General features: G+C 68.9%; 20 protein-coding genes and 1 tRNA gene. 6 read left to right on the top strand and 15 right to left on the bottom strand.

Annotated features, from left to right (window positions below; translation table 11 throughout):
• Window positions 1–66: 66 nt before the first annotated feature.
• Both BZF57_RS13160 and BZF57_RS13155 read left to right on the top strand, forming a co-directional pair.
• Window positions 67–675: a biliverdin-producing heme oxygenase gene (locus BZF57_RS13160; protein ID WP_143738498.1), complete on the top strand. Its 609-nt coding sequence runs from the start codon at window positions 67–69 to the stop codon at window positions 673–675.
• Complete coding sequence (locus tag BZF57_RS13155) at window positions 672–3,212, top strand: HWE histidine kinase domain-containing protein (protein WP_086738692.1); 2,541 nt, start codon at window positions 672–674, stop codon at window positions 3,210–3,212. Before BZF57_RS13160 ends, BZF57_RS13155 begins: the two co-directional genes overlap by 4 nt.
• A gap of 92 nt (window positions 3,213–3,304) precedes the next feature.
• On the opposite strand, the gene BZF57_RS13150 is transcribed toward BZF57_RS13155, so the two are convergent.
• From BZF57_RS13150 to BZF57_RS13140, 3 genes are all read right to left on the bottom strand, one after another.
• A complete protein-coding gene (locus tag BZF57_RS13150; RefSeq protein WP_086738971.1) occupies window positions 3,305–4,078 on the bottom strand; it encodes a class I mannose-6-phosphate isomerase in 774 nt (257 codons plus the stop codon).
• A 23-nt stretch (window positions 4,079–4,101) separates the two neighbouring features.
• Window positions 4,102–5,142, bottom strand: a complete 1,041-nt coding sequence (locus BZF57_RS13145; RefSeq protein ID WP_086738969.1) for a mannose-1-phosphate guanylyltransferase — start codon at window positions 5,140–5,142, stop codon at window positions 4,102–4,104.
• A gap of 109 nt (window positions 5,143–5,251) precedes the next feature.
• Window positions 5,252–6,031 (bottom strand): energy transducer TonB, encoded by a 780-nt coding sequence (locus BZF57_RS13140; RefSeq protein WP_240505981.1) that lies wholly within the window; start codon window positions 6,029–6,031, stop codon window positions 5,252–5,254.
• A gap of 324 nt (window positions 6,032–6,355) precedes the next feature.
• Between BZF57_RS13140 and BZF57_RS13135 the strand changes: the two genes are divergently transcribed.
• Complete coding sequence (locus BZF57_RS13135) at window positions 6,356–9,262, top strand: ATP-binding protein (protein WP_162291013.1); 2,907 nt, start codon at window positions 6,356–6,358, stop codon at window positions 9,260–9,262.
• A 116-nt stretch (window positions 9,263–9,378) separates the two neighbouring features.
• On the opposite strand, the gene BZF57_RS13130 is transcribed toward BZF57_RS13135, so the two are convergent.
• The 3 genes from BZF57_RS13130 to BZF57_RS13120 form a co-directional block, all read right to left on the bottom strand.
• Window positions 9,379–12,678 (bottom strand): TonB-dependent receptor, encoded by a 3,300-nt coding sequence (locus BZF57_RS13130; protein ID WP_086738685.1) that lies wholly within the window; start codon window positions 12,676–12,678, stop codon window positions 9,379–9,381.
• 260 nt (window positions 12,679–12,938) lie between these two features.
• A complete protein-coding gene (locus BZF57_RS13125) occupies window positions 12,939–13,868 on the bottom strand; it encodes an isopenicillin N synthase family dioxygenase (protein ID WP_086738683.1) in 930 nt (309 codons plus the stop codon).
• Window positions 13,869–13,923: 55 nt separating this feature from the next.
• Window positions 13,924–15,405, bottom strand: a complete 1,482-nt coding sequence (locus tag BZF57_RS13120; protein ID WP_240505980.1) for a NupC/NupG family nucleoside CNT transporter — start codon at window positions 15,403–15,405, stop codon at window positions 13,924–13,926.
• Window positions 15,406–15,619: 214 nt separating this feature from the next.
• On the opposite strand from BZF57_RS13120, the gene BZF57_RS13115 reads away from it, so the two are divergent.
• Entirely contained in the window at window positions 15,620–16,333 is a 714-nt protein-coding gene (locus BZF57_RS13115) for a queuosine precursor transporter (RefSeq protein ID WP_086738681.1), read from the top strand.
• Here the strand turns inward: BZF57_RS13115 and BZF57_RS13110 are convergent.
• From BZF57_RS13110 to BZF57_RS13080, 7 genes are all read right to left on the bottom strand, one after another.
• Window positions 16,330–17,016 carry a hypothetical protein gene (locus BZF57_RS13110; protein WP_240505979.1) on the bottom strand — a complete coding sequence of 229 codons (687 nt, stop codon included), beginning with the start codon at window positions 17,014–17,016 and terminating at the stop codon, window positions 16,330–16,332. The two genes, BZF57_RS13115 and BZF57_RS13110, sit on opposite strands and share 4 nt — an antisense overlap.
• Complete coding sequence (locus tag BZF57_RS13105) at window positions 17,013–17,822, bottom strand: TerC family protein (RefSeq protein WP_086738678.1); 810 nt, start codon at window positions 17,820–17,822, stop codon at window positions 17,013–17,015. The genes BZF57_RS13110 and BZF57_RS13105 overlap by 4 nt, the downstream gene beginning before the upstream one ends.
• Before the next feature lie 218 nt (window positions 17,823–18,040).
• Window positions 18,041–18,116 (bottom strand) — tRNA-Lys (locus BZF57_RS13100).
• Window positions 18,117–18,148: 32 nt separating this feature from the next.
• Window positions 18,149–18,613, bottom strand: a complete 465-nt coding sequence (gene folK, locus BZF57_RS13095) for a 2-amino-4-hydroxy-6-hydroxymethyldihydropteridine diphosphokinase (protein WP_276206632.1) — start codon at window positions 18,611–18,613, stop codon at window positions 18,149–18,151.
• A 26-nt stretch (window positions 18,614–18,639) separates the two neighbouring features.
• The gene (gene aguB, locus BZF57_RS13090) at window positions 18,640–19,518 is read right to left on the bottom strand and encodes an N-carbamoylputrescine amidase (RefSeq protein ID WP_086738672.1); all 879 of its coding nucleotides are present in this window, start codon (window positions 19,516–19,518) and stop codon (window positions 18,640–18,642) included.
• 9 nt (window positions 19,519–19,527) lie between these two features.
• The gene (locus BZF57_RS13085; RefSeq protein WP_086738670.1) at window positions 19,528–20,265 is read right to left on the bottom strand and encodes an SIMPL domain-containing protein; all 738 of its coding nucleotides are present in this window, start codon (window positions 20,263–20,265) and stop codon (window positions 19,528–19,530) included.
• A 119-nt stretch (window positions 20,266–20,384) separates the two neighbouring features.
• A complete protein-coding gene (locus BZF57_RS13080; protein WP_086738667.1) occupies window positions 20,385–21,284 on the bottom strand; it encodes a class I SAM-dependent methyltransferase in 900 nt (299 codons plus the stop codon).
• Between the two features lie 101 nt (window positions 21,285–21,385).
• On the opposite strand from BZF57_RS13080, the gene msrA reads away from it, so the two are divergent.
• Window positions 21,386–21,937 carry a peptide-methionine (S)-S-oxide reductase MsrA gene (msrA, locus tag BZF57_RS13075; protein ID WP_086738664.1) on the top strand — a complete coding sequence of 184 codons (552 nt, stop codon included), beginning with the start codon at window positions 21,386–21,388 and terminating at the stop codon, window positions 21,935–21,937.
• A gap of 114 nt (window positions 21,938–22,051) precedes the next feature.
• Here the strand turns inward: msrA and BZF57_RS13070 are convergent, their stop codons facing one another.
• On the bottom strand, window positions 22,052–23,389 hold the full coding sequence (locus tag BZF57_RS13070; protein ID WP_086738661.1) for an RsmB/NOP family class I SAM-dependent RNA methyltransferase: 1,338 nt from the start codon (window positions 23,387–23,389) through the stop codon (window positions 22,052–22,054).
• 57 nt (window positions 23,390–23,446) lie between these two features.
• Here BZF57_RS13070 and BZF57_RS13065 point away from each other — a divergent pair, with 57 nt between their 5' ends.
• Window positions 23,447–23,605: a DUF1674 domain-containing protein gene (locus tag BZF57_RS13065; protein WP_086738659.1), complete on the top strand. Its 159-nt coding sequence runs from the start codon at window positions 23,447–23,449 to the stop codon at window positions 23,603–23,605.
• A 243-nt stretch (window positions 23,606–23,848) separates the two neighbouring features.
• Here the strand turns inward: BZF57_RS13065 and BZF57_RS13060 are convergent, their stop codons facing one another.
• Complete coding sequence (locus tag BZF57_RS13060) at window positions 23,849–25,264, bottom strand: cytochrome P450 (RefSeq protein ID WP_086738656.1); 1,416 nt, start codon at window positions 25,262–25,264, stop codon at window positions 23,849–23,851.
• Window positions 25,265–25,278 lie beyond the last annotated feature (14 nt).

The following is a 25,278-nucleotide window of genomic DNA, read 5'->3' as shown; positions in this document are numbered from 1 at the left end:
GCCTTACACTCGGGATCATGCGGCAGTTCGGCAGTCACGCCGATTCGGGCGGGAAGGACGGGCGGTATGGCGTCGGCCAGCAGACGGGCGGCCAGTGCGAGGGCAGAGCCGGGCGAAAGCCTGCGGGAGCAGTTGCGCGCCGCGACGATGGCCGCGCATGAGCTGCTCGACCATGCCATGCAGGCCGCAAGCGGCTGGCAGACCCGCGCCGACTACGCCCGCTTCCTCAGCCTGCAACACGCCGCGCGCGTCCCGCTGGAGGCATGGCTCGCCGACAACGCCCCGACTGACCTCGAACCCCCGCGCCAGACCGCGCTGGTCGCGAGCGACCTCGCCGCTCTGGGCCTCAGCCTTCCCGCCGCCAGCCCCGCCTTCGCGCCCTCGAACTACCGCGATCCCGGCGCGGCGCTTGGCGCGGCCTGGGTGCTGGCCGGATCGGCGCTTGGCAACAAGCACACCGCCAAGCAGGTCGAGCGCATCGGCGGCGGGGCATGGCCGGCCGCCTTCCTCGGCGACGCGGCGATGATGGCCTTCTGGCAGGGTCTGCGCGCGCGGATCGAGCAGCCCGCCGACCCGGCCGAGGCCGAAGGCGCAACCCGCGCCGCCGAAGCCGTCTTCGCCCATTTCCTCGGCGTGGCAGAGGCCGCCCGGACGCCCGAGAGCCTTCCCGCATGAACCTCCACCAGCGGCCCGACGCGCTGACCGAGTGCGACCGCGAGGCGATCCACCACATCGCCGCGGTGCAGAGCTTTGGCGGCCTCATCGCCGCAGACCGCGACGGGCGCCTCGCGCACGTCTCGGCCAACGTCGCCGCGCTGCTCGCCCTCGCCGAACTGCCCACCACCGGAACGCCGCTCGCCGCTTTCATCGCCGCGCCGGCGCTTGCCACCATCACCGATGCGCTGGCGAACCTTGCGGGGGTCGACACGCTCGAACGCCGCTTCGGGCTCGATCTGGCGGGCACGGGGCAGATGTTCGACTGCGCCGTCCACAAGAGCTGCGGGCTTTCGATCATCGAGTTCGAGCCCCACGCCCGCAACGATTTCGCCGACCATGTCAGCATGATCGTGCCCGTGATCGCGCAGCTCGAAGCGGCGGGCACGCTGGCCACGCTGTGCGACACCGCCGCGCGGCTGGTGCGGCAGATGACCGGCTATGACCGCGTGATGGTCTACCGCTTCCACCCCGACGAAAGCGGGGAGGTGATCGCCGAGGACCGTCACGCCGAGCTCGAACCCTTCAAGGGCCTGCGCTACCCCGCCGCCGACATTCCGCAACAGGCGCGCGAGCTGTTCCGCCGCAACCGCTTCCGCATCATCGCAGACATGCAGTCCGAAGCCGTGCCGATCATCCCCGCGCTCGGCCCGGAGGACGATCCGCTCGACCTCTCCATGTCGATGCTGCGCTCGCACTCGAAGATGCACCTCGCCTATATGCGCAACATGGGCGTCGGTGCCTCGCTGGCCATCGCGATTGTGCGGCATGACCGGCTGTGGGGCATGATCTCGTGCCACCACCGCGAGGCGCGCCTGCCACCCTATTCGCTGCGCACCGTCGCCGAATTGCTGAGCCAGACCTTTTCGCTGATGCTCGACCGTATTCTGGTGGCGCAGGCCGAATCCCTGCGGGAACGCGCGCGGCAATTGAACGACCGGCTGCTGCTGCGCCTCGCGGGAGGCGTTACCCTCGCCGACAGCCTGCCGATGATCGAAGAGCTGCTGCGCGGCACGATCCAGCATGACGGCATCTCGCTCTTCGCCGATGGCGAATACCGCGCCAGCGGCGAGGCGCCCGAGGAAAGCGAGTTCCGTGCGCTCGCCCCGCTGCTGTCGAGCACGCTGGGCGGGGCGACCCACTCGACCACGCGGCTTGCGGACCAGATCGCCGAAGCCGCACCCTTCGCCGCCCGCGCCGCCGGGGCGCTGGTGCTGCCGCTGTCACGCGGCACGCGGGATTCGCTGGTGCTGTGGCGCCGCCCGCTCGAACGCACCGTCACATGGGCGGGCGACCCGCAGAAGGCGACCGCAGCGCCGGGCGAAATGCTCCAGCCGCGCGCCAGCTTTGCCGCGTGGCAGGAAACGGTGCGCGGCCACTCGGCCGACTGGAGCCCCGAGGAATGCGAGATCGCCGCGCGCCTGCGCCGCACGCTGATCGAGGTGATCCTGCGCATGAGCGAGGACCTCACCCGCGAGCGCACCCGCGCGGCCGAACAGCAGGACCTGCTGATCGCCGAGCTCAATCACCGCGTGCGCAACATCCTCGGGCTGATCCGCGCGCTGGTGTCGCAATCGCAGGCCGAGGCGCTCTCGGTGCCGGGCTTTGCCGCGATCATAGGCGGGCGCATCGCGGCGCTGGCGGCGGCGCATGACAATATCACGGCGAAGAACTGGGGCCCGGCGAGCCTCGCGCGGCTGATCGAGGCCGAGCTTGCCCCCTATGGCGATGCCAACCGCGCGCGCTTCCGCCTGTCGGGCGAGGATGTGCTGGTAACGCCCGAGGCCTACACCATCCTCGCGCTGGTGGTGCACGAGCTGGCGACCAACTCGGCCAAGTACGGCAGCCTGTCGGCGCGCGCGGGGACGGTCGAGGTGGCGCTGGCGCGCACCGCCTTCGGCGATCTGGCGCTGCGCTGGCGCGAGGTCGGCGGCCCGCCGGTGACCGCGCCGAGCCGCCACGGTTTCGGATCGACCATCATCACCCGCTCGATCCCGCACGATCTCCAGGGCGAGGCCGACGTGCGCTACAAGCTGGCCGGGGTGGAGGCGGAGTTCCTGATCCCCGGCCGCTATCTCGCCACGCCCGAGGCCGGTGCGCGCCGCATCGCGCCGCCCGCGCCCGAGCCGCTGCGCGCGGCGACCGGCGCGGTGCATCCGGCGCGGGTGCTGGTGGTCGAGGACAGCATCATCATCGCGCTCGACACCGAGGAGAACCTGAAGCGGCTCGGCGTGGCGGAGGTGCGGCTGGAAAGCTCGGTCACCGGCGCGCTGGCCGCGATCGGGGAGATGCGCTGGGACTTCGCGATCATCGACTTCAACCTCGGCGGCGAAAGCAGCGAACCCATCGCCGAGGCGCTGCGGGCGGCCGGGGTGCGCTTCGTGCTGGCGACGGGCTATGCCGAGGGAGCGAGCAGCTTCGACCGGCTGGGTGCGGAAGCGGTGCTGCGCAAGCCCTATGGCATGACCGAGATCGAGCGGCTGCTGGTGGGCGCCTGAGCGGCTCCAGCGCGGCCCAGACCCCCGCCAGCGCGGGCCAGACCCCGTCTCGCGGCGGCATTTTGCGCTGTTTCACGTGAAACAGCGGCGCTTCAGGAGCTGCGGGTGAGAAGGGTGATCCCGGCCGCGCTGAAATCGAGGGTATCGAGCCCGCCTGCCACCAGACACTCGCCCGCGCTTGCCTTGGCCGAGCCGTCCTTGGCGGCAACCTCGCCCTCCAGCGGCAGCACCAGCAGCGCGCCGGGATAGGCGGCACAGGTGGCGGCATCGGGCGCGCCCGCGATCCGGTCGAGCCGGAAGTGCGGGCCATCGACGAGGGTCTGCCCGTCGGCGACGGTGCGCTTGTGCCGCGCGGCGTAGGGAACACCCTCGGCCACTTCCAACCCGCGCTCCAGATGCAGCTCGCGCGGGCGGCCGTAGTCGTAGAGGCGGAATGTGGTCTCGCTGGTCTGCTGCACCTCGACCAGCGACAGGCCCGGCCCGATGGCGTGGACCGTCCCGGCGGGGAGGTAGAACAGGTCACCGGCCTTGGCGGGGTGCCAGGTGAGCAGGCTCTCGATGGTGCCGTCCCGCGCCGCCGCCGCGATCTCCCCGGGCGTCACCACGCGCTCGAACCCGATGGCGAGCCGCGCATCGGGTTCGGCATCGAGCACCAGCCAGCACTCCTCCTTCCCCGCCTCGCCCGCCTGTGCGGTGTCGTCGGACGGGTGCACCTGCACCGACAATTTCTCGCTCGTAAACAGGTACTTGACCAGCACGTCCGGGACTTCGGGCGGCGGCTCGAACCAGATCTCGCCGATCCTCTCGCCCTCCGGCGCGGCGAAGGGAGGGGGCAGCACATCGCGCCCCCAGACCTTGGCGACCATCTTCGTAGGAAGCTGGCGCGCCGTCACTGGTTGGCGGCTCCGGGCAGCGTGCCGACCGCCTGCGCCCCGTCGCGCGAGGTGACCAGCACCTCGTCACCGCTGACGATGATCGTCACCCCCTCGAGGCCCACGGCGGAGATGCGCGGGCCATCGCTCCAGGCGAAGACGTCGCGGCAGTGGGCAAGGTCGGCGCGGCCACGGGCGATGTTGCCGTCGCTATCGGCCTCGCCGCCCAGAGCCTCGGCGAGCGCGGCCCAGTTGCCGATGTCGGACCAGCCCATGTCGGCAGGCACCATCGCGGCGCGGGCGGTGTTCTCCATCACGGCATAGTCGATGGAATCGCCTTCGATGGCGGCGAAAGGCCCGGCGGCGGGGAGGAACTGCGCGCCCTCGGTGCGCCCGCCCGCCACAGCCTCGGCGACCAGCCGCGCCATGTTTGGGCGGTGCGCGGCAAGCTCGGCCAGCAGATGCCCGGCGCGGAAGGCGAAGATCCCGCCGTTCCACGAATAGTCGCCGCTGGCGAGATATTCCTGCGCGCGGGCGAGATCGGGCTTCTCGACGAAGCGCCTGATTGCAAACCCGCCGGGCAGCGGCTCGCCGCGCTGGAGATAGCCGTAGCCGGTCTCGGGGCGGTCGGCAGCGATGCCGAAGCTGACGAGGTAATCCTCGCGCGCCAGCGCTGCGGCGGCAAGCGCGGCGGAGCGGAAGGCGGCGCTGTCGGCGATGTGGTGGTCGCTCGGGCAGACCAGCATCACGTCGTCCGCGGGCAGCAGCGCGGCGGCGAGCGCGATGGCCGGGGCGGTGTTCTTCGCCATCGGCTCGATCACCAGCCGCGCGCCGTCGCTCTGCCCGAGCTGTGCCATGATGAGCCCGGCATGATCCGCGCCCGCGATCACCAGCGGCGGGGCGAAACGGTCATCGCCCGCCACGCGGCGCACCGCCTGCTCGAACAGCGTCTCCTCGCCCACAAGCGGGAGGAACGGCTTGGGCATGGCCTTGCGGCTGACAGGCCACAGCCGCGTGCCGCTGCCGCCGCACAGGATTACGGGATGGATTACCGACACGTTGCGCAAAGCCCCCAGTTCGCTTGGCCGAGGTATATCAGCCGCGCTCCGGGATGCTACTGCGATCTCGCCCGTCCGGCGCACGTCGCGCGCGGCCTGACGCGGCGGATCAGAACCATTGCTGGCGCCAGTAGAACGGCGCGGCGACCGGATTGCCGTTCGCATCCATTGCGGGGCGGAAACCGAGGCGGCCCTCGACCAGCTCGCAGGTGATGCGGTCGGCCTGCGGATCGGGACTGGGGCGGACGACCGCGCAATTGCGCGCGCGGCCATCGGTGCCGACGATCACCCGCACGATCACCTGCGTACCGATGCGCGCCTCGCGCCCGCCGGGGGGCACGGGGAAATCGCGCGCATTGTCGATCTTGCCCGAGATGTGGACGGGCTTCGTAACCGCCACCCCGCCGCGCCCGTTGCCGCCATTGCCGCTGCCGGTGCCCTCGCCACTGCCCGCCGCGCCCGTGCCATCGCCCGCTGCGGCCGCGCCTGCGCGCGGGGCCGTGCCGGTGGAGGAGGCCTTGGGCAGCGCCGCATCGTTCTTCACCCGCACCTTGGGCGGCTGCGCGGTGACGGGCTTGGCCACCGCATCGCGCCCTGGGTCGCCCTGTGCGCCCTCGTCGGGGACGGGCTGGTTCTCGGGCGGCGGCGGATCGGCGGGGGCGGTGATGGTGACGGTGAAGACCGAGGCCACCTGCTCCTCGACCGCCGCGGTGATATCGGGCGCGAAGACGCGGGCGAGGCCGTAGAGCCCGGCGATATGCAGCAGCACCAGCCCGGCGACCAGCGGCCAGCTGAGCCGCCGCTTCTGCGTGCTGTAAGGTCCCTCGCTCGCCATTCCCGCCTGCCCGCTCCCGAGATTGCTCCATTCCGGAGACAGTTGTCCCGGCATTACGCCCCAGACCCTCTATACCAGCCCAGCACAAATTGGCGATGGAGCGCAGCGATCGAGCGCGCACTGGATCACGATCGGCACGGCGGAGACGATCCGGCCGATGCCGCCGCCGACAGCGCTCCCAAGGGGGCGGTGCCCTCGCACGCGCTTGGCGCGGATGCGGGCGCGAGTGCGGGTGCGACCTCTACCTCAGGCAGAAAGCCTCAAGCGCGTCTGCGCGGGTTCGCGCGGGCCGCGACCGGGGGCGGAGGGACGGGCACAGCCCCGCCGGGTTCCGCCTTCTCCGCCGCAGGGCAGACCGCGCCCGTCCGCGGCGCAGGCTTGCAGCACTGGCTCGGCCGCATCGGGATCGCCACCGGGATGATCGACCGCGCCAGCCTCGCCGCCGCGCTGATCGGCGGGGCTGGCTATGTCGTGGTCGCCTGCCTCAGCCTGCTGCTCGCCCATGCGGGGGAGACCGTCAGCCCGATCTGGCTGCCCAATGCCTGCGCGGTCGCCTTCCTGCTGCGCCGCCGGCTGGGCAACGAACTGCCCTTCCTCGCCGCCTGCTTCGCCGCCAGCCTCGCCGCCAATGTCGTGGTGCAGCTGCCCGACCGCGTGGCGCTGGTGTTCTCGCTCGCCAACGTGGTCGAGATCGTTGCGGTCGTTGCGCTCACCCGCGTCGCCGGACGCAGCCTGCCCGACATGAATCGTCTCGCCGATCTCGCCCGCTTCGTCTGGGCGGGCGGGTTGATCGGCCCCGTGCTCTCGGCGCTGGTCGTGGTGCCGGTGATGGGCGACAGCCTCGAAGCGCTGCGCGCCGGCGGGGTCGCGTGGTTCCTGACCGACAGCATGGCGATGCTGCTGATCGTGCCGACGGCGCTGCTGCTGGTCGATCGCTGGCGCGGACGCCTGCCGCCCGCTCCCGCGCGCCCGCTGGAAAGCACGATCCTGCTGGCAGGGGGGATGGTCAGCGCCTTCCTCGTCTTCAACCAGACGCATTATCCGCTGATGTTCCTGATCCAGCCGATCACGCTGCTGCACGCCTTCCGGCTCGGCAGCCTCGGCTCGGCGCTCAATATCGGCGGCGTGGCGGTGGTGGCCGGCGTGATGACCTTCCTCGGCCACGGTCCGATCGCCGGGGCGAGCGCGGGCGGCATCGCGCAGCTCCACCTGCTCCAGGCCTTCGTCGCGGCCAATTTTCTCACCGGGCTTCCCGTAGCCGCGATTCTCGCCGGGCGCGACCGGATGCTCAAGCGGCTCGAGATCGGCAAGCGCGAGGTCGATCTGCTGGCCGAGAACATCAGCGACGCGATCCTGTGCTATGATCTGGCAGGGGTGTGCACCTATGCCTCGCCCTCGGTGACCGAGGTGATGGGGGCCCCGCGCGAGACCTATCTCGGCCGCCATGCCAGCGCGCGGCTCCACCCCGAATCGCACGATCGCACCACCCAGGCCCTCTCCCGCCTGATCGACGGCAGTTCCGAGCGCGAGCGGGTGACCTACCGCCGCTTCGCCGACGCTGCCGATGGCTCGCCCGTCTTTCTCGAGGCCGATTGCGCGCTGGTGCGCAATCCCGATACCGGCGCGCCAGAAGGCGTGGTGGTCGCCGCGCGCGACGTGACCGAGCGGGTCGAGCTCGAGCTGCTGCTCACCCGCGCACGCCGCCACGCCGAGAACGCGGCGCGCGCCAAATCGGAATTCCTCGCCAACATGAGCCACGAGATCCGCACCCCGATGAACGGCGTGCTGGGCTTTGCCGAGCTGATGCTGCAAGGCGATCTCGAGGAAGACCAGCGCCGCTTTGCCGAGCTGATCGTGCAGTCGGGCCGCTCGATGATGATGCTCCTCAACGACGTGCTCGACCTCTCCAAGATCGAGAGCGGGCAATTCGCGATCGACCGTGCGCCGGTGGATCTGGGCGCGAGCATCGCCGAATGCGCCGCGCTCCACCGCCCCGCCGCGGCGCGCAAGGGGCTGGCGCTGACGCTGGAAGGCGAGGGCAACGCGGGCGAGAGCGCGCCGTGGCTGCTGACCGACGGCCTGCGGCTGCGGCAGATCCTGCTCAACCTGATCGGCAATGCCGTGAAGTTCACCGAGGCCGGGCATATCCGCGTCAGCTACCGCGTCAGCCGGCAGGACGTGCGGATCACCGTGGCGGACAGCGGCATCGGCATCAGCCCGCTCCAGCTGGAGACGATCTTCCACCCCTTCACCCAGGCCGAGGCCAGCACCGCGCGGCGGTTCGGCGGGACGGGACTGGGCCTTTCGATCAGCCGCCAGCTCGCGGTGCTGCTCGGCGGGCGGATCGAGGTCGAGAGCACGCCGGGCGAAGGCTCGCGCTTCACGCTGGTGCTGCCCGCCGCCTTCGCCCCGCCGATGCCCGCGCCCGACGCGCTGCCCGATGCCGCCATCGCCGCGCCGCTGCCCACGCCGGACCTGCCCCCTGCCGCGCTGGCGCCCGCACGCATCCTGCTCGCCGAGGATCACGACATCAACCGCGAGCTGATGACCGAGATGCTCACCCGCTGCGGGCAGGAGGTCGATGTCGCGCATGACGGCAACGAGGCAATCGCGATGGTGATCGATTCGATCATGCGCGGGCGGCCCTATGATCTGGTGCTGATGGACGTGCAGATGCCCGATTGCGACGGGCTCGCCGCGACCCGCGCGATCCGGTCTGAAGGGATCGGCCCGGGCCTGCTCCCCGTGATCGCGCTGACCGCCAACGCCTATCCCGAGGATGTTGCCGCGGCGCGGGCGGCGGGGATGCAGGGGCACCTCGCCAAGCCGGTCGTCTTCACCCAGCTCGCCCGCGCGCTCCAGCGCTGGCTACCAACCCGGATCGTCGAGGCCGAGCAGGCCGGGCCGCTGCCCTGGTCGCCCGCCCGCCTGCCCGCAGCCGAACGCGCCTCGGCCCTCGCCCGCTCGCCGCGCCTGATCGCGCGCTGGCAGACGCGGCGGCGCGAGACGCTGGCGGCGGTCGCGGCGGGGCTGGCAGGCGGCACGCTGACGGCACGGCCCGCGAACGACGATGCGGCCGATGCAGCCGGCGATCTCGCACGGCTGCTGCACAAGCTGGCGGGCACGGCGGCGATGTTCGGCGAACCCGCGCTGGGCCGCTCCGCCGGAGCGCTCGAACGGGCGCTGGTCACGGGCGAGAGCGGGGCAACCTGCATCGCGCTGGCGCGGGCGCTGCTCGATGCGGCGCAGGCCCACGACGCGCTCTCGCCCGCCCCGCAGGGCTGACAGCGCCCGCCGGGCAAAGCTCCGCTACGCGTCCTCCCGCCGCTGCATCCCCCAAAGCAAAAGGGCGGCCCGTTGCCGGACCGCCCTTTCGTGTTTCAGCCGAAGCTCGCGCGAGATCAGAACTTCACGCGGACCCCGAAGCGGACGCCCCAGTACGAGGCCGCCGACGGCGGCGGCAGGGTCGGCTGCTGGAAGGTCGAGCCCGAGCGGTTGGAGTAGAGATACTGCACGCACGGCTGGGCCAGGGTGGCAACCGCCGTGGGATCGTCGGCGGTACGCAGGCAGGTCACGTTGACCAGCGGCACGTTGCCGGTGAGCTGACGCAGCGAGCCCCAGTCCTTGTCGATGAAGTTGAGGACGTTCTCCATTTCAGCCGACAGTTCGATCTTGCCACCGAGCACGAAGGGCACTTCCTGACGCAGCGCGAAGTCGACCTTGTGGAACCACGGGCTCTTCGCGATGTTCTTGTCCGCGACTTCGCCCTGATAGTCCTTCAGCTCCGAATTCAGCACGAACTTCTGGAAGTTGGTGAAGTCGAAGTTGGCGGCATAGATCACGTTCGGATCGGCGGTGCGGCTGCTGACATCCGGCACGTACAGCAGGTAGCGCGAGTTGGTGCCGAGCACACCGAACACGGTCGAGCGCACGTTGTTGCCGGCCGGCTGGTCCGCGAAGGTGTAGCTGTAGCGACGACCCGAACGACCGTTGTAGAACAGTTCGATACGGGTGTTATTGTCGCCGAACAGTTCGCTGTCGTAGCCCAGGTTCAGACGGAACGAGTGGTCACGCTGGAAGTCCGACGTACCGATGGCCGAGAAGTTCGGATCGAGGTTCTGGCTGCCGGTGTAGTTCGAGAAGGCCACCGACGACGTGCCCGGGTTACCGTCGGTCACGCGCGAGTAGGTGTAGGCGCCGTTCAGGAAGAAGCCCGAATCCCACCGCTTCGAGAAGCGGGCCACCGCGTTCCAGCTGTCGCCGGCGCTGGTGTTGGTCAGCAGCATGTCGAAGTTGTTGCTGGCCTGCACCCCGGGGAGCAGATCGTAGCGGGTACGACCATCCGGCAGTTCGCCATTCGGCACGCTGCGCAGATCGGTCCATTCCAGACCGTTGCGAACGTTCGAGTAGATCACGTCCGCGCCGAAGTTCCAGCCATCGCCGAGGAAGCCGAGGTCGGCTTCGTAGTCGATCGAGCCCGACAGACGCCACTGCGACAGCGGCTCGAAGTTCGGATCGAGCGCGTTGGTGCGGGCGTTCGACGCGCCGCCCGACGCAAGGCCGGCCCGCACGTCGTTCGGGATGCCGGTGCCGCCCGACACGTTGTTGAGCGTGGCAGCACCCAGCGACTGCACCTGTGCGGGGGTAAGGCCGCTCAGGCCGGTCAGGGTGAACGTGCCGTTCGCCAGGCGGGTCGCCACGGCGCTGCCGAGCAGCGGGCCGGGGTTCGAATAGTTGTTCGAAATCCAGACCAGCGGGCTACCGCCGCCGAAGATGCCCGCCGAACCGCGGATCTGCAGACGGTCGGTCGGCTTCCAGTTCACGCCGAAGCGCGGCTGGAACAGGTCGCGGCCGTTGAGGGTCGCCGTGTTGGCAAAGCCGTAACGGTTGAAGAAGTCCTGGTTGAAGAACGGACGGTCCGGCGTGTCGAACAGGTCGTAACGCATCCCGGCCACGACGGTCAGGTTATCGGTCACGTCGATCGTGTCCATGATGCCGAAGGTCCAGCTGTTGTTCTGGAAGTCGGCAGTCACGGTTTCGATCCCGCCGCGCAGCGGCGAGGCCACGGTGACCTGGTTGGCGCGGCGCGCCTGCAGGTCGGCGACCGAGTCGAAGTAGAAGGTGCCCGAAACGCCCTGCGCGAACAGGTTGCGGACGTCCTGACGGCGACGCTCGGCGATGAACTTGACCGAGTGGTTGTTGAGCTTCAGCGTCGCGGCAAATTCGATCGCCAGCGACTGGCTGTCGAGCTCGTTGGCCTGACGGCTGAAGTCCGGGCCGAAACGCAGCTGGCGCGTGCCCGGGGTACAGGCCGTGGTCGAACCGGCCGAGGTCGGGTCGAGGCAGACCAGGAACTCGCCGAAGTCGCGGTTGCCGCCCACCGGCACCTGCAGACGCACGTAATCGGCATAGGAGACGCGCAGCTGGGTCGAGAAGCTGTCCGACCACTGGTTGTTCGACTGGATGATGCCGAAGTGGTTCTTGGCACCCAGCGTGTAGTTGTTCGACAGCAGGAAGAAGGTCGGGTTGGTGGCCGTGATCTGGCCGGTCCCGGTCTGGCCGGCGAGGGCCGAGCTTTCGTTCCAGATGTAGGTCGCGGTCAGGCGGTGGCCGTCGGCGATGTTCCAGTCGAGCTTGGTGACCAGCTTGTCGTCGCTCTCGACGACGTCGGTCGGAACGCCGCCAGTGTCGAAGTTGTAGACGTTCTTGGCGATGTCGTTGATCTGGGTCAGCTGGGCATCGGTGATGTTGAGCTGCGAGGGCGCAACGTCGGCCGGGACGGTGTCACGGGTCCGCTCGTAGGTGACCGAGAAGAACAGCTTGTCCTTGATGATCGGGCCGGTGACCTGCGCGGTGTAGATCTGTGATTCGAACGCGCCGACGCGGTTGAAGTTGCGCGACTTGGTGCCGCGCAGGCTGTCATCCTGGTAGAAGGCCGCGCCGAGGAAGGTGAAGCGGTTGCCGCCCGACTTCAGCTGCGCGTTGATCGCGCCGCCAGCGAAGAAGCCCTGCTGGATGTCGACCGGAGCGGTTTCGACCGAGAATTCGCCGATCGCGTCGATCGGGATCGGGCCACGGCCCGAAACCAGGCCGCCCGCTTCGAGACCGAAGGGATCGCCGAAGGCCACACCATCGACGGTGAAGCGGTTGAAGCGGTTGTTCTGGCCGGCGATGCTGATCGAGTTGTTGGTCGGATCGATGCTGACCAGCGGATCGCGCGCGGCGAGGTTGCGGATGTCGCGGTTGACGTTCGCGATGCCGGCGATGTCGCGGGCATTCAGAGTGGTGGCAGCACCGGTCGACAGGGTGATGGCCGAGCGGGTGCGGGTGCCGGTGACGACGATGGTCTGGCCTTCTTCGGCCAGCGCGACGCTGATGCGCTGTGCCTGACCGGCGGTCAGGAAGCCGATTTCCTGCGTCACGGTCTCGAAGCCCGGGGCGCTCACTTCAACGGTGAAGGGGCCGCCTAGACGCAGGCCGGCCGCGTTGAAGCCGCCTTCGCCGTCAGTGGTCTGGGTCGACGTGGTGCCCGAGGGCACGTGGGTGACGACGACGGTGGCGCCGATGACCGGGTTGCCGCTCTGGTCGACAACATCACCGCGGACCGAAGAGGTGGTTTCCTGCGCGAAAGCCGGAGTGGCGATGGTGGTGGTCGCAGCAAGGCTGACGATGCTCGCCGCAAGGAGATACTTAAGCTTCATGGTTGAAAGCCCCTGGGTATTGGAGAGACGAAAACTCGAACTATGGGCCTGCGCTAGGCCCGAAGGCTTGCGGCAAAGCGACTGTTCTGTGACAGTTTGATGAAATGCCCTGCCCCTGCGGGCCGTTTCCTTAGTCAGAGTCGCGTGGAACGCTAGAAAAGTCTCGGAAACGCGCGCGTTCGCCGAGCGGGTGTTGCAATGCAGCAACGCCGCTCGGACAAACCCGACAGACCTTCAAAAATGCGACGAGCCGAGTGGCCTCAGGCGAGGTTGATCTCGCGCAGGCGCTGCATGAGGTAATCATGCGCGGTGATCGCCGGAAGCGGGGGATTCGCATCGGCCGGATCGACGCATTCCGGCAGCGGCTCGATCAGGAAATCGGGCCGGAAATGCAGGAAGAACGGCATCGAATAGCGCGCCCGCCGCGCCGCATCGCCGCGCGGGTTGACCACGCGGTGCGTGGTCGAGCGCAGTCGCCCGTTGGTCTGGCGCTGGAGCATATCGCCGACATTGATCACCAGCGCCCCCTCGGCCGCGGGGATCGGCAGCCATTCGCCGTTCTTGGCGAGCAGCTCGAGCCCGGCCTCCTCCGCGCCCAGCAGCAAGGTGATGGTGTTGATGTCCTCGTGCGCGGCGGCGCGAATCGCCCCCTCCGGCGCGCCTTCGGCCAGCGGCGGGTAATGGAGCAGGCGCATCACCGAATTGCCGTTCTCCACGCTGCCGGCGAAGAAGTCGCGCGGGCGGCCGAGATGCAGGGCGATCGCCTCGAGCACGCGCCCCCCGGCGACCTCGAAGGCGCTGAACAGCGCGCTCATGGTCTCGCGGAAGCCTTCGACCTCGGTCGGCCAGACGTTGGGAGCCATGAACTCGGCAAGCGGGTGGCCTTCGGGCAGATCGCGGCCGACGTGCCAGAATTCCTTGAGATCGAAGATTTCGGCGTCCTTGGCCTTTTCGGTGCCGAACGGCGTGTAGCCGCGCGCGCCGCCGCCGCCTTCGATCTTGTAGGCGCGCTTCACCTCTGCCGGGAGCGCGAAGAAGGCCTTGGAGACAGCCTCCGCCTCGTCGATCAGCGCCTGCGGGATGCCGTGATCGCGCACCACGGCAAAGCCGTATTCACTGAAGCTGCGGCCCAGTTCGTCGGCGATGGTTTCAAGCGGCTGGGCGAGGCTGACGGAAGCGATGTTGATCATGCCCGCGCCCTTACACCCGCCCGCGCGGCCCTGCCAAGGGCCTAGCGGCGAGTGGTCAGTACGGCAGGAACAGACTGGCGAGCGCCGCGCTCATCAGGTTGGCGAGGCTGCCTGCCGCAAGCGCCTTCAGCCCCAGCTTCGCGATCACCGGGCGCTGGTTGGGGGCAAGGCCGCCCGTCACCGCCATCTGGATCGCGATCGAGGAGAAATTGGCAAACCCGCACAGCGCGAAGGTGACGATCGCGCGGCTGCGCTCGGTCAGCTCGCCCCCCTGCATCTTGCCCAGATCGATGAAGGCGACGAATTCGTTGAGCACGATCTTGGTGCCGAACAGCCCGCCCGCGATCTGGGCCTGGTTCCAGTCGGAAATACCGATCAGGAACATCACCGGCGCGAACAGGTAGCCGAGCAGCTGCTGGAAGCTGATGCCAGAAAGCCATGCCGCGGTTTCGGGGGCGAAGGGCGTGCCCGCGCGGGCGGCCAGTTCCACGACCCCGCCGCCGATGCCGGCCAGCATGCCGTTCGCCAGCGCGACCAGCGCGACGAACACCATCACCATCGCGCCGACCGCCACTGCCAGCTTGACGCCGGTCTGCGTGCCTTGCGCGGCGGCCTCGATGATGTTGGCGGGGCGCTGGCCTTCTTCGAAAGTCTCGGCCGCGCTCACCTCGTCGGCCTTGCCGCCGCCCTCGACCAGCGCCGCCGGGCCGACCGCGCTGATGCGCGCCTGGGGGAGTTCGACCTCCTCGCCGTTCTCGTCATACATGACCACGCGGGTCGCCTCGGTCAGGGTGCGCGATTTGCCGCGCACGCGCGACAGCGCGGCAGTGGCGATCGATCCGTCATAGGCGGGGGCCTTCTGCGGATCGTCGGGCATCATGATCTTGGCCATCAGGATTCCGCCGGGCGCCGACATGAAGGCCGCCGCGAGCAGGAAGGGCACCGCGTCGGGGCCGATGAAGCTGGCATAGGCGGCAAGGATCGTCCCCGCCACGCCCGCCATCCCCACCGCCATCAGCGTGAACAGGCCCGAGGGGCTGAGGCCCGCCAGATAGGGCCGCACAACCAGCGGGCTCTCCGACTGGCCGACGAAGATATTGGCCGCCGCGCCCAGCGCCTCGACCTTGCTGATCCCCGTGATCCAGCCGATCGCCCCGCCGACCCAGCGCACCAGCCGCTGCATGATGCCGAGGTGATAGAGGATCGAGACGATCGCGGCGAAGAACACGATCACCGGCAGCGCGGCGATGACGAAGGTGTTGGCGAAGGGATTGGTCTCCATCGGGCCGAACACCGAGGTTATGCCGATCTTGGAGAAATCGAGCAGCGCGATCACGCCCGAGGACAGCCCGCCGATCACCGCCACGCCCGCATCGGTGCGCAGCACGATCAGCGCGGTCACCGCCTGAAGCGCGAAGGCCGAGCCGACCACCCTGAGGTTGATCCTGCGCCGCGCGGAAGACAGCGCGACGGCGATGGAGAGAATGGCGAGGATCCCCGCAAGGCTCAGCAAGGTGGACGTGAGACTTCCGTTCACGGCAGCGACTATTCCTTCGATGCTTGAAATGCGACCCGATCCCCCGCGCGCCAACCATCCCGTCCTGCGCGCAGCACGTTCGGGCGTGGCAGTTTGCGCGGCCAGTTGCAAGCCGGTTGCGACGGTGCGCCCCCACAAGCTTGCGGGAAACCGCCGGTGACAGGCGGCGCGCTGCCGCTTTTCTTTTGCCCCCGCGCTGGCTAGCACCCGTGCGATGGATACGCCCGCTCCCCCCACCGCCCCCTTCGCCGTGACCACCGCGCCTGCCGGCGTGTCGATGCCGCTGGGGATGTTCGTCTACACGCTGCTCTATGGCGGGATGACGGTGCTGGCGGGCGTGCTCGCCTACAAGCAGGTGCAGCTGTGGCCGACGAGCCTCGCGGTCGAGAGCGGGATCTTCCCCTTCCTGCTGCTGGTGGTGATCTCAAGCACGCTGTCGCAGCTCTACGGGCGCGAGGCGGCCAAGCGGATCGTGTGGTGGGGCTTCCTGCCGCTGGGGCTCTCGGCGCTGCTGATGCAGCTGGTGCTGACGCTGCCCGCCTCGTCCGAGATGATCGCCTTCCGCCCCGATGACCTCGCCGCCTTCGAGCGGGTCCACGCCTCGACCTGGCGCGTGTGGATGGCGGGCCCGGCGAGCTACATCACCTCGCTGCTGCTCAACATCTGGATCTTCGACCGGCTGCGCGGTTCGGGTGAGGGCGAATCGACCATCGGCCTGATGGTGCGCGGGGCGATCGCCTCGGCGCTGTCGCAGGCGGTCGATTCGGTGATCTTCATCACGCTCGCCTTCTACGGCGAATTCGACATCACCGATCTGATGATCGGACAAGTGCTCGCCAAGGTGTTCCTGAGCCTCGTGCTGGTGCCGTTCCTGATCACCTTCGGGGTGCGCGCGGCGCACTGGCTCGACGCGAAGAAGGCGGCCTAGATCGCCGCCTCCCACAGTGCGCGGACGAGCGCGGAGAGGGCGAGCCAGGTGGTGAACATCACGGCATAGGTCCAGCGCCGCGGCCACAGGCGGGTGACGAACATCGTCGCCGCCGCCGTCCCCGCGAGCGCGACCAGCGCTACCCCCGCGACCGGCGCGAGGGTGCCATCTAGCGCCGCTTGCAACGCGATCGTCGCCCATTGCGCTGGGAGCAGCGCGAGCAGCCACACGGGCCACGCGCCGGGCATGGCTATGGCGGTCAGCAGCACCGCCGCCTCCCCCGCGACCACGGCGAGCGCCACCCACCAGCCGCGCGGTGCGGCCGATCGGGCGAACAGGCTCCCGCGCGCGGCAAAGCTGATGCTGGCGACGATTGCGGCAAAGACGGCTTCAGCCGGATCGGAGAAACCCGGCAGGCCGAGAGCGCGCACCAGCAGCACCAGCAGCGCCGCGTTGACGAGCGCCAGCGCGGCCCCCACCCACTGCCGCCCCGATACCGCTGCAGCGATCATGCCCGTGCCCATCATCCCCAGCGCGAGGACAGGCCCTGCAATCCGCGCATCGCCGTTCGCTACGAGCAGCGCGGCCGCAGGCGCGATGCTCCCGGCAATCGCGGCGGCAATCCACCCCGCGAGCGGCGCGGTGACGGCGTGATCCTCGGGCGGGATGCCTTGCAGCCTCACCCGCCCGCTGCGGCCAGCCGCTGGCGGCGACGGCGCTGGATGATGTTGAGCAGCTCCACCCCGACCGAAAAGCCCATCGCGGCGTAGATATAGCCCTTGGGCACGTGGAAGCCGAAGCCGTCGGCGATCAGCACCAGCCCGATCATCACCAGGAACGCCAGCGCCAGCATCACCAGCGTCGGGTTGTGCTCGATGAAGTTCGCCAGCGGCGTGGCGGCGAAGAGCATGATGCCGACCGTGATCACCACCGCGGCGACCATGATCGGGATATCGTCGGTCATGCCCACCGCGGTCAGGATCGAATCCACCGAGAAGACGAGGTCGATGGCGATGATCTGCGCGATCACCGCGCCGAAGCTGGCGGTCGCCGCGGCGGCGACGCCCGGGGTCTTGTCGAGCAGGTCGCCCGACGCATCCTCGGGCTCCATCGAGTGGTGAATTTCCTTGGTCGCCTTCCACAGCAGGAACAGCCCGCCCGCCAGCAGGATCAGGTCGCGGCCCGAGAAGGCGGTCTCGAAGCTGGGCTTGCTGGTGCCCTCGAGCGGCGGGCCGGTGATGCCGAGATCGAACAGCGGGTTCTGGAGCGTGACGATCCAGCCGATCAGAAGCAGCAGGCCGATGCGCATCCCCAGTGCGAGCAGCAGACCCAGCCGGCGCGCGCGCTCCTGCTGGTGCTCGGGCAGCTTGTTGGAGAGGATGGCGATGAAGATGAGATTATCGACCCCCAGCACCACCTCGAGCGCGACAAGCGTGAGCAGCGCCAGCCAGGCGGCAGGATCGGAGAGGAGAGCGATGATGGTGTCCATGCCCCAAGCTTAGCGATATGATGTATCGCGGTGCAAGCAGGTCGCACCTCGGGACAGGCCAGATTGGCGATGGCATCGGTCGCAAAGCGACCGCAAGGCCATACGGCCGCCCGCAGCGGGCTCGAAGCGAAGCGGAGAGCGTCTAGCGAGGACGAACCCGCGGAGGCGGGTTCGCAAACAAGACCGTCCTCAAGCAGCGAAGCGGTAGGACGCAAAAATGGTGAGCCCGACAGGATTCGAACCTGTGACCCGCTGATTAAAAGTCAGCTGCTCTACCTACTGAGCTACGGGCCCACTTGGGTGCCGCGTGGAGGCGGCAGGCGCGCTCACCTAGGCAGGGGGCGCGGGCGGGTCAAGCGGGCTTGATGCTGGGCGAGGCTCAGGCCGTGCGGGGGCGTGCGCCAGTCGGGGGCGATGGCGCAGGCGGGATCGAGCACGAAGCGCCGTGCCGCGAAGGCTGCGTGGGGGATGGTGAGGCCGTCCGAGCGCCACGCGCCGCCGCTCCACAGCACGATGTCGAGATCCAGCACCCGGTCGCCCCAGCGCTGGCCCGGGCGGCGGCCGAATTCGCGCTCGGTGCGCTTGAGGGCGGCGAGCAGCGCGGGGGGATCGAGCTCGCTTGCCAGCACCAGCGCGGCATTGGCAAAGCGGCGCTGCGCCGCGCCCATTGCGGGGGTGGCAATCACCGGGGAACGCGCGGTGACGGTCCCGAAGGCGGCGCATTCCTCCATCGCCGCGCGCACCACGCCTGCGGGCGCGCCATAGCGGTGGTGCCGCCGGTTGCTCCCCAGCGCGACGAGGTAGGTGCTGGACAGGCTCAGATGTCCTGCGAAATGCGCCCGTAGAGCTGCGGGCGGCGGTCGCGGAAGAAGCCCATGCCGGCGCGGTGCTTGGCCGCACGGGCGAGGTCGAGCCGCGCCACCAGCACACCGGTCTCCTCCTTGCCGAACAGGGCGAGGTCGTCACCCCATTCGTCGGTGATGAAGGAGTGGCCGTAGAAGCTCTGCGCGCGGTCCTCGGGCCCTTCGTGGCCGATGCGGTTGGCGGCGACCACCGGCATGCAGTTCGACACCGAATGCCCGATCATCGCGCGGCGCCACATCCGGCTGGTGTCGAGGTCCGCGTCATAGGGCTCCGAGCCGATCGCGGTGGGATAGAGCAGCAGCTCCGCGCCGAGCAGCGCCATGACGCGCGCGCATTCGGGATACCACTGGTCCCAGCAGATGCCGACGCCGACCTTCACGATTGCGCCGCCTTCGCCCGGCACGTCCCACACCTTGAAGCCGTCGTTCCCGGGGCGGAAGTAGTACTTCTCCTCGTAACCCGGGCCGTCGGGAATGTGGCTCTTGCGATAGGTGCCCATGATCTGCCCGTCCGGGCCGATCATGGCGAGGGTGTTGTAGTAGTGGTGCCCGTCACGCTCGAAGAAGCTGGTGGGGATCGTCACCTTCAGCTTCGCGGCGAGCGCCTGCATGGCGACGACACTCGGGTGCTCGGCAGTCGGGCGCGCGAGGGCGAACAGCGCCTCGTCTTCCTCGCGGCAGAAATAGGGGCCGGAGAACAGCTCGGGCGGCAGGATCAGCTGCGCGCCGCTCGCGGCGGCCTCCTCCACCAGCGCCGATACGGCAGCGATGTTGGCGGCTTCGTCTTCGGAACCGAGCGGGAGCTGAAGGGCGGCGACGGTGATGGCGGTCATGCGGGCCGATTACTTGGGCCGCAGGGCAAAGTCCACTTGCACGCTGACCGTGCTGGTCGTCTGGCCGGGCTGGATGATCGAAGCGGCGTCGGCACCCACGTCGGCGGCCTCGCGTTCCATCGCCATCGGCGCGATCGCTTCGGCGAGATAGCGGTCGCCCTGCATCCCGCCGCCATCGCGGATGGTGAGGACGCGCGAAATCTCCATGCCGGCTGCATCGGCATAGGTCTCGGCACGCTTGCGGGCATTGCGATAGGCGGCGGCATAGGCGGAGTTGGCGGCGGCCTCGGGATCGGACATGCGCAGGTCCGGCCCGCTCATCACATTCGCGCCCGCGCCCGTCGCTGCGGCCACTGCCGCGTCAGCCTTGGCAATGTCGCGCACGGTCACCGCGACGATATTGCTCGCCTGATACTGCCCCTCGCGGTCGCCCCATTCGACGCGCTGGATGTTGACCGCGCGGGTCTGGATGTCCTTCTCCGGCACTCCGGCCTGCTTGAGCGCGGCCAGCAGAGCGGCGATATCCGCGCGGTTGGCGGTGCTCGCCGCTTCACCGGTGGGGCCGAAATTCTCGACGCCAACCTGGAAGAAGGCCTGATCGGGGCGGGCATCGGCCTCGCCGCTGGCGCTGACGGAGAGCAGGGTTTCCTTGTGGTCGACCCCGCGCGGGTCGGGCGGGCCGCTGCCGCAAGCGGCGAGCGCGGTGGAGGCGAGGGCGGCGAGGATCAGGGCATGGGTGCGCGGCATAAGGCATCTCTCCCGAGGCGCCGGACCCGCTGTGGTCCGGCGATGCCTTATTTTTGCCACAAACTCGCCGCGGGGTGAAGCGCCTTCACGCCGGCACCCCGCCCCGCGGCGGGACGTGCTTACTTCGCCTTCTTGAACAGCAGGGTCATGCGGTCGCTCTCGCCCAGACCCTTGAGGTCCTCGCGCTTGGTCTGGAGCGTCGGGGGCATTTCCCACACGCCGCCCTTGTGATCGGCGGTGTCCTTGGGGTTGGCGTTGATCTCGCTCGCGGCGACCAGTTCGAAGCCGTTGATGCGCATGATGTCGATCACGTCTTCCTGCCGCAGATAGCCCATCGAGCCATTGGCATAGGCCCAGGGCGCGTCGGGCTTGGCACGGTGCTGTTCGACACCGATGAGGCCGTCATCCTTGAGCAGTTCGCGCATGGCGCGCAGTTCGGTGTCGAGGATGCCCATGCGCAGCGGGTTGTGCAGTGCGCGCATCAGGAGAATGCGGTCGAAGGTGCCCTTCTGGCCCTCGATATTGTCGAGCGTGATGCCGCTGAAGTGCTCGGCCGGCAGCCCGGTGTAGCCTGCCACTTCCTTGCCGAAGCCCGCCGCCTGATCGCGGATGCGCTGCTGGCGCGCGGGATCGGAGGTCGCGAGAACGGGGTTGATGTAGATGCCCACCAGCTGCCCCTCGCCGCCCAGATAGTGGCCGAGCAGGCGGGTGTACCAGCCGCCGCCGGGCGAATATTCGCCGACCTTCATTTCGGGGCCGACATGGAAGAAGGCGAGGGTTTCGGCGGGGTGGCGGAACTGGTCGCGGGCCTTGTCCTCGGCGCGGGTCGGGTGGTTTATCGCGCCTGACAGCGCCTCGCCGTGCATCTTGAGGAAGTGCGCGGTGTCCTTGATGTGCGCCTCGTCGATGTCGCCCGGTGCGGTGGCGGCGTGTCCGGCGTGACCGGCGTGCTGCGCGAGCACGGGCGCGGCTAGGGCAAGGCCGCTCGCGGAGGCGACGGCGAGGATCAGCTTGTTCATGGTGTAACTCTCTCCCGGGGGATTTGCGAAAGAAGCATGCTTGCCACAGTGGCAATCCCGGTTTGCTAGCCTATCTGTGCCAGAAACCAACGGAGAATTCGATGAGCGATCAAGACACGGCGATCATTGCAGGCGGGTGCTTCTGGTGCACCGAGGCGGTGTTCCGCGACGTCATCGGGGTGAAAAGCGTCGAGAGCGGCTATATCGGCGGCACCAAGGCGAACCCGACCTACAAGGAAGTCTGCACCGGTAACACCGGCCATGCGGAAGGCATTCGTGTGACCTTCGATCCGGCGGTGATCAGCCTGCCCGAAATCTACGACGTGTTCCTCGGCACGCATGATCCGACGCAGCTCAACCGGCAGGGCAACGACATCGGCACCCAGTACCGCTCGGCGATCTTCCCGCTCTCCGACGCGCAAGGCGCCGAAGCCGAAGCCGCGATCGCGCGCTGGAATGCCGAGAACGGCAAGCAGGCCGTGACCACGATCGAGGGCCTCTCGGGCGGCGAGCAGACGGCGACGTGGTATCCGGCCGAGGACTACCACCAGGAATACTGGGACGGCGAAGGCCAGCGGAACCCCTATTGCCTCGCGGTGATCCCGCCCAAGCTGATGAAGCTGAGGAAGAGCTTCCAAAAGTATGTGAAATAGGGGGTAGCCCTCCAAATCATCGTCACCCCGTGCTTGACACGGGGCTAGGCTTTTCTTTTCCCGGCTCAGGAAGGAAGCCGAGCCCCGGATCAAGTCCGGGGTGACGAGGTTGGCCTATTTGCGCACCCATCGCGCCACAAAGAACCCGTCGAGCCCGCCCTCGTCAGCCAGCATCCCGGGATGGGTGCGCAGCCAGCCCTCGGGGGTGGGGGCCAGCCCCGCAGGCAGTTCCTCCGCCGTGATCGGGGCGGGCGTCAGGCCCAGTTCGGCGTCGATCCACGCCGCCTGTTCCTCGCCCTCTTCCACCTCCAGCGAGCACACGGCATAGACCAGCCGGCCTCCGGGGTTCAGCCATTCGGCCGCCTTCGCCGCGAGGGCGCGTTGGAGTTCCACCATCTCCGCCACCTGCCCCTTGCCGATGCGGTGGAGCACGTCGGGGTGACGGCGGCAGGTGCCGGTTGCGGTGCAGGGCGCGTCGATCAGGATCGCGTCGAAACGGTGCTTCGGCCCCCACGTCAGCGCATCGGCGCGCACGGGGCTCGCCTTCAATCCGGTGCGCTTGAGGTTGTCCTTGAGGAGGTCGAGGCGGCGCTTTGACATGTCGAGCGCGGTCACCTTCCACCCGGCGGCGGCCAGTTGCATGGTCTTGCCGCCGGGCGCAGCGCAGAGGTCGAGCGCCGAGCGCCCCTCTCCCGCCCCGAGCAACCGCGCAGGCAGCGAGGCGGCGAGGTCCTGCACCCACCATGCGCCGTCCTTGAAGTCGGCAAGGCTCTCCACCGCCGCGCCGCGCGGCAGGCGAATGTGGCCGGGGGCGAGGCTGACCCCGCCCATCTGCACGGCGCGGGTCGCGGTTTCGGACGGATCGCGCAGCGCGAGGTCGAGCTCGGGCGGAAAGGCGAGGCCGGGGGCGATGGCAGCGGCCTTCTGAGCACCCCAGCGGGCGACCACACGCTCGGGCAGGGTGGGGGCAGGCGGCAAAAGCCCCTCCCGCTCGCGGGAGGGGTTGGGGTGGGCCTGTGACGCGTGCCCACCCCCACCCCCAGCCCCTCCCGCAGGCGGGAGGGGAGGATCAGCGCGCTTCACCAGCGCCGAGAACACCCCGTGCGCCAGCCGACGCGGCCCGCCCTCGAGCAGCGCGAGGCCGGTCGCGATCACCGCGTGCGGCGGGGTCTCCAGCCGCAGGGTCTGGGCGAGCATCAGCCGCAGCACCATCCGCGCCTTGGCATCATCGGGCAGGCGCTGCTTCGTGGCGGAATCGATCAGCGCATCGAGATCGGTCAGCCAGCGCAGCGTCTCCCCCGCAATCGCGCGGGCCAGCGCGCGGTCGGGCGCCTTGCGGATATCGCCGAGCGCGGTGCCCTCGGCCTGCTCCAGGGTCTCGCCCCGCCGCAGCACGGCATCGAGCAGGCGGAGCGCGGCGCGGCGCACGGGAAGTCCGGGGGGTTGAGCCATCGCGGCGGCCCCTAGCCGCTATTGAAACCAAGCGCCAGCATGGGCATTTGGACAGGCATGACCAAGCAAAAGTCGGAAGCCGCCAAGGCGTTCAAGAAGCCCGCCCACTGGACCAACGATCCGGTGCCCGCGCCCAAGCCGGTCGAGAATGACGAGACGCTCTCCCCCACCCGCTACGGCGACTGGGAGAAGGACGGTATCGCGGTCGATTTCTGAGGAGGATCGGCGCGTTCCAGACCCGCCCAGACCACCTCTAGACCCCACTTAGACCCGCACCAGGCTCTCTTTGCCCCGTGTTCGGGACTGTTCCACGTGAAACATCAGAGCCTGTCGGCGGCGCGGCCGCCGCAAGGCCGAACGGCCGCCCGCAGCGGAAGCGAAGCTGAACCGTCGAAGGCGGGACACCCGCCCGCAGGGCGTGAGAGCGAGGATTTCGCAGCGCGGATGCGCTGCGGACAATCAAAGCGGCGTGAAGGTCACCTTGAGCCCGTCCTTGGGCTGCGGGATCGGCCAGTCCTGCCACTGCGGCTTGTAGCCCTCGGCCGCCTCGATCCGGTAGCGCTGGAGCAGCTGGGCGAGCAGGATCTTGACCTGCATATAGGCAAAGTGGAGCCCGAGGCACATGTGCGCCCCGCCGCCGAAGGGCACCCAGGCATACTTGTGCCGCGCCTTCACCTTGTCGGGCGTGAAGCGCATCGGATCGAACGCCTCGGGATTGTCCCAGTATTCCTCGGAATGGTGCGTCCAGTGGATGTTGATGCCCACCATCGCGCCCGCCGGAATGTGGTAACCGCCATACTCGAACTCGCGCAGCGCACGGCGCGGCATCGAGGGAACGGGCGGCACCAGCCGCAGCGATTCCTTGAAAGCCATCTCAGTCAGGTCGAGCTTGGCGAGGTCGTCATAGTCGAGCGGGCGCGGGTTGCCTTCCCCGTCCGGGCCGCCGGTAACCGCCCAGATTTCCTCGCGAATCTTCTCCTGCCATTCCGGGTTGGTGGCGAGGTGATAGATCAGCGAGGTCGCCGAGGAGGTGATGGTGTCATGCGCCGCCATCATCAGGAAGTTCATGTGATCGACCACCTCGTCGACCGGCAGCAGCGAGCCATCCTCGCGCGTGGCGGTGGCGAACTGGCTGAACATGTCCTGCCCGCCGCCTTCCTTGCGCCGGCGCAGGGTTTCCTTGGTGAAGTAGTCGACCAGATAAGCGCGCCCATCGACGCCCTTCTTCATCTTGGTGAAGGGCAGCGGCTTGCGCACCGGCGCGACCGAGGCCTGCACCATGTCGACGAAGGCCTCGTTGATCTTGTCAGCTTCCGGCCCCCAGGGCAGGCCGATGAAGCTGTCGGCGGCCAGATCGAGGGTGAGCTTCTTGATCGCCGGGTAGAAGGTCATCGGCCCGGCCCAACCCGCCACTTCGCGCGCGATCCCGCGATTGAGCGCGCCCGAATAGTGCCGCATCGGCTCGGGCTTGAAGGCGATCGAGAGCGCGCGGCGGTCGATGCGGTGATGCTCGAAATCGATCAGCATCAGGCCCCGCGGGAAGAGCTGGTCGAGCACCGGGCCCCAGCCCTGTTCCGAGGAGAAGATCTTGTCCTTGTTGAACAAAAGCAACTCGTTCGCCTCCGCCCCGATCAGCGCGACCTGCCAGCCGCCGAAAGCGCGGTTCTTGTAGACCTTGCCGTGGGTCTTGATCATCCGTTCGGCAAAGGCGTGGGGGTCGGCGAGCATGGTGAAGGTGTTGCCCACCACCGGCCAGCCCGCCTCGCCCGGGATATGGGCAAGGTCGGCCTCGGTCAGCCGCATCTCGCCCCAGTGGCGGGGCGCGTCGGCAGGGGCGGTGTCGGCGGGACGCGGGGCTTCGGCAAGGGTGGCCATGTCTTTCCAGATGC

This window comes from Erythrobacter colymbi, assembly GCF_002155685.1.
GTDB classification, from domain to species: Bacteria; Pseudomonadota; Alphaproteobacteria; order Sphingomonadales; family Sphingomonadaceae; genus Erythrobacter; species Erythrobacter colymbi.
Note: the sequence above shows the minus strand (reverse complement) of the source record. Positions and strands in the feature narration are given on the sequence as shown.